Origin of the sequence: Nostoc flagelliforme FACHB-838, from assembly GCF_014698065.1 — a bacterium.
Lineage (GTDB): Bacteria > Cyanobacteriota > Cyanobacteriia > Cyanobacteriales > Nostocaceae > Nostoc > Nostoc flagelliforme_B.
The window spans coordinates 1-11,969 of sequence record NZ_JACJSI010000184.1 but is presented as its reverse complement, the minus strand read 5'-3'; the positions used below and the strand labels follow the sequence as shown (position 1 = coordinate 11,969).

General features: G+C 42.9%; 7 protein-coding genes. 2 read left to right on the top strand and 5 right to left on the bottom strand.

Translation table 11 applies throughout. The features are described from left to right. Nucleotides 1-351: 351 nt before the first annotated feature. The 5 genes from H6G97_RS36130 to H6G97_RS36110 form a co-directional block, all read right to left on the bottom strand. Entirely contained in the window at nucleotides 352-606 is a 255-nt protein-coding gene (locus H6G97_RS36130; protein WP_190945417.1) for a P-loop NTPase family protein, read from the bottom strand. Between the two features lie 308 nt (nucleotides 607-914). After that, complete coding sequence (locus H6G97_RS36125) at nucleotides 915-6,179, bottom strand: P-loop domain-containing protein (protein ID WP_190945415.1); 5,265 nt, start codon at nucleotides 6,177-6,179, stop codon at nucleotides 915-917. A gap of 4 nt (nucleotides 6,180-6,183) precedes the next feature. After that, the gene (locus H6G97_RS36120) at nucleotides 6,184-7,428 is read right to left on the bottom strand and encodes a P-loop domain-containing protein (RefSeq protein ID WP_190945413.1); all 1,245 of its coding nucleotides are present in this window, start codon (nucleotides 7,426-7,428) and stop codon (nucleotides 6,184-6,186) included. A gap of 233 nt (nucleotides 7,429-7,661) precedes the next feature. Then, complete coding sequence (locus tag H6G97_RS36115; protein ID WP_190945411.1) at nucleotides 7,662-8,930, bottom strand: hypothetical protein; 1,269 nt, start codon at nucleotides 8,928-8,930, stop codon at nucleotides 7,662-7,664. Between the two features lie 40 nt (nucleotides 8,931-8,970). Beyond that, entirely contained in the window at nucleotides 8,971-10,320 is a 1,350-nt protein-coding gene (locus tag H6G97_RS36110; RefSeq protein WP_190945409.1) for a CHAT domain-containing protein, read from the bottom strand. Between the two features lie 607 nt (nucleotides 10,321-10,927). Between H6G97_RS36110 and H6G97_RS36105 the strand changes: the two genes are divergently transcribed. Continuing rightward, nucleotides 10,928-11,155, top strand: coding sequence for a helix-turn-helix domain-containing protein (locus H6G97_RS36105; protein ID WP_190945407.1), 228 nt, complete (start codon nucleotides 10,928-10,930; stop codon nucleotides 11,153-11,155). Continuing rightward, on the top strand, nucleotides 11,145-11,678 hold the full coding sequence (locus H6G97_RS51565) for a helix-turn-helix domain-containing protein (RefSeq protein WP_199349886.1): 534 nt from the start codon (nucleotides 11,145-11,147) through the stop codon (nucleotides 11,676-11,678). Before H6G97_RS36105 ends, H6G97_RS51565 begins: the two co-directional genes overlap by 11 nt. The last annotated feature ends 291 nt before the right edge of the window (nucleotides 11,679-11,969 follow it).

Sequence of the window (11,969 nt, the reverse complement as noted above, 5' to 3'; positions counted from 1 at the left end):
ATTTAATTCAGCAACTAAAACGCCCAAGTATTCCTATGTGCTTGGTTTGATTTAAATTGTCGTGTGGTAGGGCTACGCCCCGCTCGCTATTTGTTCCAGTTGCGTAAGTCCTGTATTAATCAAACAATTTATTTTTTAAAATTATATTTATTTTTTAGGGCTTAATTGCTGTTATTTCTTAATTCCTCAATCTGAGTACATATTGGTTCTCCACAAAACATCTGCCTTGCCCGAATGGCACTAAGAAAAGCTGAAATACTTGCCTGGCAAAAGGTTTAGAAAAATAATAGTTTTAAGGTCGGGAATCAGAATAATCTACAACCCTCAGTTTGCGATCGCTGCTTCATTAGCCTACGTTTTTCCAAAGTGATGAAACCCTTGTAAATAATACATTTGCGCTTTTCTTAGTGCCATTCGGTTATAGTTGATGATCGCTGTCTCGCCACTTCCAGGTTCACCAGTCAGGAGGAAGTAACGAGAACCATTGGAATTGGATAGCCAATCATAAATCTTTTGGAAGACCCACGCTCGACCTGTGAAGTTGGGGGTGCGCTCGCCCGCGTACTCAGTGAAGTTGATTTCTGACTTGAAGTTCAGTAATGTCATTATCCGCTTCTTCGTCGGCAAGTAGGCTGACTCATGAATTTTGATAGCTCTGTTGTAGCTTACCTATACAGTTAGAAAAGAAAGTTTGGTTATGTTTGTAAAGAAACCTTACGATTTCTTAGGAGAGGGATCATTTCTAAAGCTTTTTACTTCGAGCACTCAACCGTTCTTCTACATTATTTTTTCGTTCTTTTGTCAGTTCATTCGATTCAGAAGTAGCCTTATTTGAATTCAAGATGTTTATGTAGCATTACTTCTTACAGTTTCGTGTTACATTCACTAAGTAAACTGAAGCCTTGTCAGGAGATTTAAGCCCACCACTTACAGACATCTCGAATCGCTTCAGCAGTTTCTACTACAGCAGTTTCATTGCCCCAAGCAAGGACGATAGGTATGAGAGCCTTTAAGTCGGTAAGAACATCAGGTCTTTTTTGAAAGGAAATACGATTCAGTAAGTCTTCCCAAAGAACGACAAGATCAGGTTCAAAGATTGAAGGGGAGGCTAGTGTTGCCAGAACTCGGACACGCTCAGACACATCTTCAATGTTTTGAGTTGCCTTTAGGGCTTCGCGCATTAAATCTGGGGTGAGCTTATCAGCCAGTGATATTAAAGCATCGGCACGATAGGAACCGTCAAGATTTTGAGCCACTTCTAGAGCTTGCAGGAGTAGGTCTGGAGTGAGCTTGCATATCAGTCCTATCATGGCTTGACCACGAGAGAACTCATTTTCAATGTCTTGGGCTGCCTTTAACGCTTCAGGAAGTATTTCGGGGAGTTTATCTGCTAATGCTGTCAGGACTCGGGCACGACCGGAAGCATCTTCAATGTCTTGGGCTGCCTTTAACGCTTCAGGAAGTATTTCGGGGAGTTTATCTGCTAATGCTGTCAGGACTTGGGCACGACCAGAAGCATCCTCAATGTCTTGGGCTGCCTTTAACGCTTCAGGAACTAGGTCTGGAGTGAGCTTATCTGCCAAGACCATTAGAACTTGGGTACGTTCGAACTCAGACTCAATGCCTTGAGCTGCCTTTAGTGTTTTAGGAGATACTTCAGAAAGTATATCTGCTATGGCTTTCAAGAAGTCGGTACGATATGTATCCTTAATGTTCTGGGTCAACTCTAGAGCCTCAAGGAAAATATCTGGGTTAAATTTATCTCTCAGAGCTATCACGAATTCGCTAGGTTTAAACATAAAATCAATGTCTTGAGCTATCTCTAGAGCTCTAGGGAGTAAGTCCGGAGTGAGCTTACTTACTAGCTTCCTAAGAGCTGAATCCCTATGAAAGAACCTAGTGTCTTGAGCTACCTCTAAAGCTTCGGAAATTGCTTCGGGCAACTTGTTTGCCAGAATTATCAGGACATCAATACGAGTAAGTTCACCCTGAATAGCTTGGGCTGCTTTGAAAGCTTTGGGAATTACCTCAGGAAGTTTATCTGCCAAGGCTATCAAGGCATTTGCGCGATCAGACGCATCCTCAATGTCTTGGGCTGCCTTTAACGCTTCAGGAAGTACTTCGGGGAGTTTATCTGCTAGGGTTGTCAGGATTCGAGCACGAAGGGAAGCATCCTCAATGTTTTGGGCTGCTCCTAGTGCTTTGGAAAGTAGGTCTGGGGTGAGCTTATCTACCAGTGCTATCAGGACTTGGGCACGATACCACTCTTCCCTGATGTCTTGGGCTGCTTTTAACGCTTTAGGAAGTACTTCGGGCAGCTTATCTACCAGTGCTATCAGGACTTGGGCACGATAGGAAGTATGTTCAATATCTTGCGCTATCTCTACAGCTTTGGAAAGTAGGTCTGGGGTGAGCTTATCTACCAGTGCTATCAGGACTTGGGCACGATACCACTCTTCCCTTATGTCTTGGGCTGCTTTTAACGCTTTAGGAAGTACTTCAGGAAGTTTATCTACTAGTGCTATCAGGACTTGGGCACGATAGGAAGTATCTTCAATGTCTTGCGCTATCTCTACAGCTTTGGAAAGTAGGTCTGGGGTGAGCTTATCTACCAGTGTTATCAGGACTTGGGCACGATCAGATGTCAGAAGTAGTTGAGCAACCTCTAGAGCCTTAGGGAGTAGGTCTGGGGTGAACTTATCTACTAATGCTATTAAGGCTTGGGCACGATACGGCTCTTGCCTAATGTCTTGGACTGCCTCTAGAGCTTTAGGGAGGAGGTCTGGGGTGAACTTATCTACTAATGCTATTAAGGCTTGGGCACGATCAGAGTCTGGCAGAAGTACTTGAGCAGCCTCTAAAGCTTTTGGAAGCGCCTCCGGCAGCTTGTCTGACAACGCTAGTAAGGTTTTGGCACGCTCGGTCTCATAGCGAATACCTTGGGCAGCTTCTAAAGTTAAGAGGAGCAAATCTGGAGTGAGCGTATCCAACAATAACATCAAAACTCGGGCACATTCAGTCTCATCCTGAATGACTTGAGCTACCTCAAGAGCTTTAGGAATTGCTTCGGGCAGTTTATCTGCGAGAGCTATCAGAATCTGAAGACGAGATTCATAATTCTGAATAGCTAGAGCTGCATCAAGGGCTTTAGGAAGCAAATCTGAAGTGATTTTACCTGAAAGTGCTATTAGAACATCAATACGATATGGCTCATGCTGAATAGATAGAACTGCATCAAGAGCTTTAGGAAGCAAATCCAGAGCGATCTTATCTGAAAGCGCCATCAGAATCTCAACATGATATGGCTCATACTGAATAGTTAAAGCTGCTTCTAAAGCCTTGGGTAGTGCCTCGGGCAATTTATTTACCAGTGTTAATAGGGTTCGGCTGCGATAGTACGCATCCTCAATAGCTAGAGCTATCTCTAGAGCTTTGTGGAGTGCTTCAGGAAATTTGTTTGATATCGCTATTAGGGCGTTAATACGATCGGACTCATTCTGAATGGCTAGAGCAGTCTCTAGGGCTTTGGAATATACCCTTTGGAATTCGGCTTTTAGAGCTGCCGGAGATAGTGCAGGGTTAGACTCATCTTCAGGAGCTTGAGTCCTCTCAGGAGTTTGGGAGAGTGCTTTTGGAAGTTTATCTGACAGTGCCACGAGAACATTGATACGCTCAAACTCATCCTGGATAGTTAGCGCTATGTCTAGAACTTTAGGCAGTAGGTCTGGAGTGAGCTTATCTACCAGTGCTATTAGGGCCTGGGCACGATAGGGTTCATACTCAATATCTTGTGTCGCTTCTAAAACTAAAAGCAATTGCTCTGGGGTGAGTTTATGTACCAATAGCGTCAGGATATCAACACGATCGGACTCGTCCTGAATAGCAAGAATTGCATCTAAAGCTCTAGGAACTAGGTCTGGAGTGAGCTTATCAGACAGTGCTGCTAAACCTAGGCTAAAAAAGGGGTTTGGAGTGGGCTCATCAGACAGTTCTGCTAAACCTAGGCTAAGAAGGGGTTCATCCTCAAGGGCTAGTACTGCCTCAAGAGCTCTGGGAATCAGCTCTGGAGTAAGCTTATCTGCTATTGCAACAAGCAAGAAGCCGGAGGAATCCATCGCCAGAATTGTCTCTAGGGCCTTTGGAAGAGCCTCAGGCAGCTTATCTGCTAGTGTCGTCAAAGCCTGTCTACGAGAGTCATCATCCTCGATTGATAAGGCAATCTCCATGGCTTTGGGAAGCACCTCAGGGAGCTTATCTGCTAGTGCCACTAGAGCCTCGATACGAGGTAATTCATCATCAATAGCTAAAGCGGAATCCAGAGCTTGGGGAAGCACCTCAGGCAATTTATCCGCCAGTGCTGTCAGGGCTTGGGCACGATAGGAGGCATCCTCAATATCTTGAGCTGCTTCCAGAGCGGATTGTAATATTTGAGGCTGCAATGGTTCTAAATTGTCAAATTGACTGGACAGCGATGCTAGGCTCTCGTATCTACTCCAAGGATCTGAAATTTGGCAGGCATAAGTTAACGCCTTAACTGGTTTCCAGTAATTGTGCTTAATAAGAGCTGTCACAAGTTCTTTTGGAATTTCTGCCAAGCTATTAATTGACGCTCTAATTAATGCATAGCGGCACTGCAATCCAATGCTTTTTCCCGGTTCGTGTTCATACACCTCATTAGCTTGCGCCCGTGCCAATTCCATATCTGCTAAAAAGCCTGCTGTTTCTGCGACAGAATCTTTTGCATCAAACCAAGCATTGCGCCCATTCTTCTCTAATCTCAGCAATTGATGCAACTGCTCCACCTGCTCTGCCTGCACCAAGTGTTGAGCAAGATGACGCAATCCATATAAATCGACCTGCTGCAACTCCTGCCACGATTCAGACTCCTGCTCATAACAGCCAACGATGTTCTCATGCTGTTCCTTCACATCACACCAAAAATCGTGATTGTGTTTCCTATTCAGCAAATAATCTCGCAGCGATTGGTGAAAAATCGCGTAGCGCTTGTGTCCCTGCTCATCCTCTGCTTCATCCAAAAACTGTTGCAAAATACCGATCACATCTTGCACCTGCTTAGAATCAACCCCTGTAAACTTCACCAACCGTTCTTGAGTGACTGCCTCTTGAGTAACGGTCAGCGTTCCTAAAATTGACTGATAGTGATCGCTCCACTTGCGGAAGGGGCAGCGATGCCGGAGAAATCGTTGATAAACTTCATTGAGAGTTTTGGGCAAGATAGACAGGTTTTTCAGAGATAGCTCACCTGTGCCAATCCCATCCATCAGTAGGCGAGTGTACAGAAAGTTGCCTTTGGAAAGCTGTTTAACTTCCTGCACTAGCGTTTCAGCAGAAAGCTCAGCCTGCTCTAGTCGAGTCTGGAATTTTGACTCAGGCTGTACCACTAACTCCTCTACCCGACTTTGGACATATCGCTCAATATCCTTTAAATTCTGTGTCAATAGTTCCTCTAACTTATAGAGTTGTAATGACTTAAACTGAAACGAATTCTCAATCCCCCGACGTGCTGTGAGGATAAACCGAATCCAAGAGGGTAGCCCATCTGCTTGAGACAGGCCTGCCAGCAGCGTTGCCATGTTGTCTCTTCCGGTTGTGGTCACTGCCTCATCTAGCGAGTCAATCAGAAGTACCTTCAGCGTTGGCAGGGGGTCATTATGTTCGGCATAGAGGTCAGAGAGTGCTGCCAGTGGTGCCCGCAGCAGAATCTCCAGTTCGTCTTTGGGGTCGCTCTCTTTGAGATTCTCAATGTAAATGCCCGTCACCTGACTATTACTCAGGGACTCAATGTTGATGTTGACATCAATCCGTAGGTGAATCGGGTCAATCGTCTTTGCTAGAGCTTCACCGTAATGAGGCAGAGTCTTTCCCAGTTGAGCTGCCAGGGATCGCAATACTCGCCCTGGTCTAACTGTTTCTACATCCCCAGCCCGACAGAAGTGATAGGCGGCGATATCACTACGGATTTGGGTCAGTTTAGCCGCGATCGCACTCTTGCCAACGCCTGGTTCACCCGTCAGGAGGTAGAACTGCTCATTGCCCTGTTTCAACCAACCGTCAATCTGTTCAAACAGCCATTCTCGTCCGGTGAAGCGTTCGGTCAGACGCTCGATGTAGCGGGTAAAATCAATAGGAGCCAGACGATTGAGTGCAGAGGAAACCATTCATTTACTCCAGATTCAGTAAGTACTCTCGCAACGAGGGATGAAAGATGGCGAAGGTTTCATGGGTATCCTCGCCTTCCTTAATGCACCCGATATCTAAAAACTGTCTCAGTCCCCACAAGTCTTGTCGCACCAACCTGGGTCGAATCCCGGTTAAGCTAACTAACTGGTCTTCAGTCAAAGGTTCCTGAGCCTTTGCTAATACCTTCAGGATTTCTTGGCATCGTTCCGTCAACTCATCGACAGAAAACCACTTTGATAAATCCTTGGCGTAAGTTTCAGCCAAACTCTCAGGCAAAATCGGTAGATTGTTCAACAAGTGTTTTCCAGCTTCGAGGTCATCGAGTAGAAATCGGACGTAGCGAAAGTTACCCTTTGAAAGCTGGGTCAACTGATCCACCAGAGTTTGGCAGGACATCTGAGCTGCTTCTAGCTGATTGTAAAAGGCGGGTTCGGCAACTCGTTTCTGAATGTAGTGCCGAATATCTGCCAGATTCTGCTGGGACATTTCCTCCAGCTTGTAGGATTGGAGGGGTTCAAATTCTCGCAACACTCTCCGGTCTGGACGGGAGGTGAGAATAAATCGAACCCAGGAGGGCAAACTTTCATCCTCCAACAAGGTTGCTAGCAATGTCACAATGTCTTCATCATCCTGCGCCGCATCTTCGGTTGAGACTGCCACATCTAGGGCATCAATCAGGAAAATTGCTCGTTTTGGAGCTAGCTTCTGGCGCTCGTCGTAGATCTTAGGCAACGCTGCCAAGGGTGCCCGGATCAGAATATCCAGTACATTCTCCAAGTCTTCCTTTTCCAGGTCGCTTGGATTGAGGTTTTCAATGTAGACTTCTCTAATCTTGCTATCACTCGCTTGCTTAACCTGGATTTTAACATCAGCTTCCAAGGTTGCCTTAATGGTATTGAGCAACGCTAGACCGTAGTCTGGCACAGTTTCCATCAGTTGATCTGTAAGCGATCGCAAAATTCGTCCCGGTTTCAAGGTTTCTAATTCTGCGGCTTGACACAAGTGATAGGCAACGATGTCCTTACGGGTTTGAATGAGGTGAGCTGTGATCGCACTTTTCCCCACCCCTGGTTCTCCAGTCAAAATAAAAAACCTTTCATTTTCCTGTTGCAACCATCGGTCAATTTCTTTGAAGACCCACTCCCGACCTGTAAAGCCTTCAGTGAGTCGTTCAATATCACGCTCAAAGGCGATTGCTTTTAATTGGGTTACAACAGTTTCAGTCATCGTTTTTGGCTACATGATGGTTGTGGTTATTTTAGAGAGGGCGATTGCCCTAATAGCATCCCTGAAGCAGCATACGCTTTCTAGGAGAAAGTTTGATTACAAACAGGTTGGTCTTCAATGGGTCAGGCATTTACAGCCATTTATTAACCTTGGAATTTCAACCGAAAGTGCGCTAACCAGACAAGAGCTAATGCAATAAATGCAGGAAGTGTTTGAAGTACAAGAGTTGTCCTTTAGTTAGCAGTTGTAATGCTAGTAGGGGGTTTTACTATTTCCAATGCTTGTTGAACAACTTCGTGTACTCCTATAATCCGATTAGGAATTCCAAAGCTAAAACGCTCATTTAGGACAATTTGACCATCTCGAATATGATCATAGCCAGAAGAGAGTGTATATACTAATACTCCTAGAAGTACGGCAGCAGTAATCACCTGTCCCTGAGGAGTTTTAATGGCAGGGATTTTCTTGACAAAAGCAATTATTGTCAGAATGCGATCAATCTGTTTAGCCCGAACCTCATGCTTTTTCGCTAAATTTTCAACAATCTCAGCAGCCTGATTAAGCCGATCAACTTCTACCTGAGTAGCAGCAACCCAAGTTTTTATATCCTCTTGAATCGCGTTTGGATTATAGATTTTTATTACAAGCTGACCGAAGAACCCTTCAGCAAATTTTCCAGTAGGCTGTTCCTGCTTAAGGTCTTCTAACCATTTACCAACTTGTTGACGGGCTTCTATTTCAATTTCTTTACCAAGCAGTGATTGTATCCAGTTATAAACCTGCGCTAATAGACGAATTGCAGCCTTTACTAGACGCAATATTAGACTGCCAACTCCAACCATAATTTCGTCTATCAGATGTGCTGCATCTTTGCTAACAAACTCCAAACCTTGACGTAGAGCGGCTGCATCCATCAGTACCAAATTAGTAGCTGCTTTCCAACCCACTGCACTGGTCTGTTCACAAATAGCACTTAGGCTAGATTCCACTTCCTCTTCAAGATCAGCTTTAGCTTGTTTGACATCATTAGGACGTTGTTTGTCACTACGAACCTGTGCATTTTGCATTAACGCTGAGGAAATACCTGCCTCAATCGGTGTTTCTAAAAGATTAATCAAATTTTTTATGGAATTGTTAAATTCGCTCCCCCGCATACCAGAGCGAGTTACTTCTACGGATGAACCTTCTTCCTCCGCTTCTGCCCTTTCTAGAAGGTCTTTCACTAACTCTAGCGAAGCGATCGCTTGAGCCAGTATTCTAATTTCAGATGCTTCTCTTTGAGCCTGATCACTGCACTCTAAATATGTTGTGGTCATTTCGCCAACAGTTTGAGAAGACTCAACAATTTGCTCAACTCGTTCAACCAAAAGTTCGGAGGGGATCGTAGCTGCTGCACGAGTTACTGATTTTGATTGAGCCAACTTCTCTGGAACAATATACAAGTTTCGCAATTGTAAGATGTATATTTTTACTGCTTCTTGATAATTTTGTTGTTTAGTCATTATATCATTCCTAATATGGTTGATAATTTTAAAATTAACGCTAGATTTCTCCAATCTTAATTACATTACCGTCATAACCTTCAATAGTGTCTGCTTCTATCCTCCCTGAAATTTGATTAGCTTTAACTACTTTATCAATTGCAACTACGTTGAAATTTCCTCCCTTGATAGTCTTAGCGCGTACTTCACCTTCGATACGCAATTCATTCGCAGTTGTAAGTTCTTTCTTAGCAATTTCAGGAAAGATAATGCCATTAGAAGACCGTATATAGAGAACAGGTATTCCCCAATCGATCCCTCCTTCGTCTGCTTCTCGATACATTTCTATTCGTCCAAGAGAGACAGCTTCATTAATTGAAAGTCCAGAGGCGATCGCTGTATAAAATCTTTGGCTAAAAGACGCTGCCAATTTATCGTCAACTTCATACTGCATTGCTACAACTGCTGCAATCCCCTCTTTAATTAAAGTAGGAGCAACTCCCGTCCAAGGAGAAATTCCATCACGGCGGCCTGATTCACACGCTCCTAGAACTGCGACTCTTACACCTGCTCTGTATAAATGTTTGGCTAATAGGCTTGCTGAGAAGGGAGCAGGCGAATTATCAGTTTTATCTTTAAGTAAAATTAAACTTCCAACACCCTTATTTTCTTCGCTCTCTGGGTCTATCTCAGTGATTTCAAATTTACCATGGCCTGCAAAATGAAAGAGATCGGCTTTTTGATCTAGTAATTGGATGAGTTCTTGTGCAGTTGGATTTTCAATGAAGGGTTCCCAAGTCAATTTAATACCATCAACGCTAAAATTTTGCAACGCTTCCTGGATCGCTTCTTTCTCGGAATCCAAGTCGAGTTCTCTATAACCGTCGCCTTCAACGTTAGCGGTAACGGCTAATAGACGAATGGAGTCTTGACCCTCTTTCGATAATTCAGGCGGTTTGGTGTCGAGTGCTTCATGACGAACAATTGAATACCTCGGATTAAGTGCTATGAAATTGTCATAACTATCTTCTTCTCCTTCAGGAACTGGCAGGTAGCAAAATTCCCAAGGCAACTGAGCAAGTTTAGGATGATTAATTATAAGACGAAGACAAACACAACCTTCTGCTCCAGCTTCATCAATAGCTCTTTTAAAGAGATTGCGGATTTGCTCAGAAGGGAATAATAGGGCTGTCAATTGTTTCCCAATCTCAATCAATTCTTTCTTTGAGCTTTTTCTTTTTTCCAGGCGCTTAAATTTTTTCTGAACTTCGTCTAACGGGCAAGGAACAACAAATTCTTTACGAGTTTCACCAACTGCGGACAAGGGAACAGATACCTTAAATGTGTTGGTCGCTGAATCTAAACCTTGTAGTAATAAATTAAAATCTATGTATTTACGTTCGTTAACCATAAACAGTTTTTTCCTAATTTGCATTTCCGTTATTACAAGGTTTTCCTGCTGAGGAACGGCTATTGATACCAGTTGCTAGCGATTACCTCTTCATTATTTCTTCACACAAGCGCATTTTTGAAAGTTTCCAAAAATCCTACGCTTTTTTAAGCAATCCTATAAAGTATTCTTCAATACTTAGAACTGTTTGAATCAGTATAGCCTTCGGAAATTATGCTGTAACTGTCCGTTCGCTTATTTTAGACTCATAACATGGCTCTAACTATTGTCCAAAAGATGTTTCAGCAATTTACAAAGTTTTATGTCTTCATGAGTAGCTAAAAATTAAAAAACTCTATTAAAACCTTTACTGCCTAAACTTTTCAATGATTTCATAAAATCATTGAAAAGCTTACCTAGTACACAAGAGAGAATTGGTAAATACCGCTTAAGTAATTAAGCATCAATTTTTACAAGTATTTACCTCTGGTTAAACATGGAACTTTTCTTAGTGGAATACAGAAGTGCTTGTATTATGTCTTTATATTACTAACTACTCTAGAATATTATTAACTAGTTTGGAATACTAACTAGTTGGGAATATACTAATAGTAGTAGTAATTAAAGTATGCCCATGAGAAATCGGATTAAGGAATTTGTTGACAGTAGGGGAATAAGCGTTTATCAGTTCTGGCAAGAAACTGGTATTAGCCGGACTACTGCGTATAGCTTGTATAACAATTCCGCTCAATATCTTGGCAGAGATGTAATGGATGCGATTTGTAGTCGATACAACATACAACCAGATATTTTACTGAAATGGATACCAGCCCAGGAGTTGAACAATGGGGATTAATCCTGCCTCTACTAAAACTAAGGTTGGAGAGATAGCTAGAGTTTGTATTTATTGTGGTTCTAGCAATCGACTACTTTTAGATCACTTTATTCCAAAGTCAATTACAAAAAGCGATCGCTTTACTGTTCAAGCCTGTCATGCTTGTAATTTCAGTAAGAGGAACCAACATCCTAAGCTGTGGTATTTTCGTCATTTTTCATTTAAAAGCGAGTGGAACTCTATACTGGCAGATGTAGGTTTAACTGAGTCTGAAATTGATGCTTGGATGACCCCGCCCCCAGAGCAATGTTTTCTTAGAACAAAACTACCAGAGTTGATGAAGTCCAGAGGATTAGATCAAAAAACCCTAGCAGGTGAAACAGGGCTTAGTCCCACTACTGTGGGGAAGCTTTACCGCAGCCATTTTGACCGCATAGATAACCACACAGTCACGACGCTGTGTAAGTACTTTGGATTAAGAAAACTAGATGATTTAATTGAAATAATTTGGGAAGAAGATGATATTGAAGGTAGGCAAGTGTGATTGTAATTGCACCCGAATCAATCAATTCTTTATCCTTGCTGTTACTTGCGTTATCGAAATGCAAAGAATTGTCAAAATGTCCAAGTATCTACTTTGATATTGGTAATCAGGGAGTAATGTCGTATCCCGGATTTCTCACGAAGCTGGAGAAAAGAGGAGTCAAAAACTGCCAAAATATCTATTGCACATGAATTCCAGCAGTTTTAAGCATGACCCCTCAGAAAACAGATTGTATACCGGAACAGTTCAAATTTAAACCTGTATTGTCATGTCCAGTCGTAGTTAATTTCA